Raw genomic sequence first — 219 nt, forward strand, 5'->3', positions numbered from 1 at the left:
TCAGAGTGTAAGTGTGGTGACACATTCAGCTCGGGAGTACTAATCGGTCGAGGGCTTGACCAGAGGATCTTTGGTTCTTGAAACGTGAGTTTTCATTGTTCGATTTTGAATGTGCGAGAGGATATGCACCATTAGCTCAGTTGGTAGAGCAACTGACTCTTAATCAGTGGGTCCCGGGTTCGAGTCCCTGATGGTGCACCAACAAACAGATGAACCTGT

At 47.5% G+C, this 219-nt stretch carries 1 tRNA gene; it reads left to right on the forward strand.

From position 1 onward, the window contains the following. Positions 1-125 precede the first annotated feature (125 nt). Positions 126-201, forward strand: a tRNA-Lys gene (locus tag H9X81_RS11690). The last annotated feature ends 18 nt before the right edge of the window (positions 202-219 follow it).

It is taken from the genome of Hydrogenoanaerobacterium saccharovorans, assembly GCF_016901815.1.
GTDB lineage: Bacteria > Bacillota > Clostridia > Oscillospirales > Ruminococcaceae > Avimicrobium > Avimicrobium caecorum.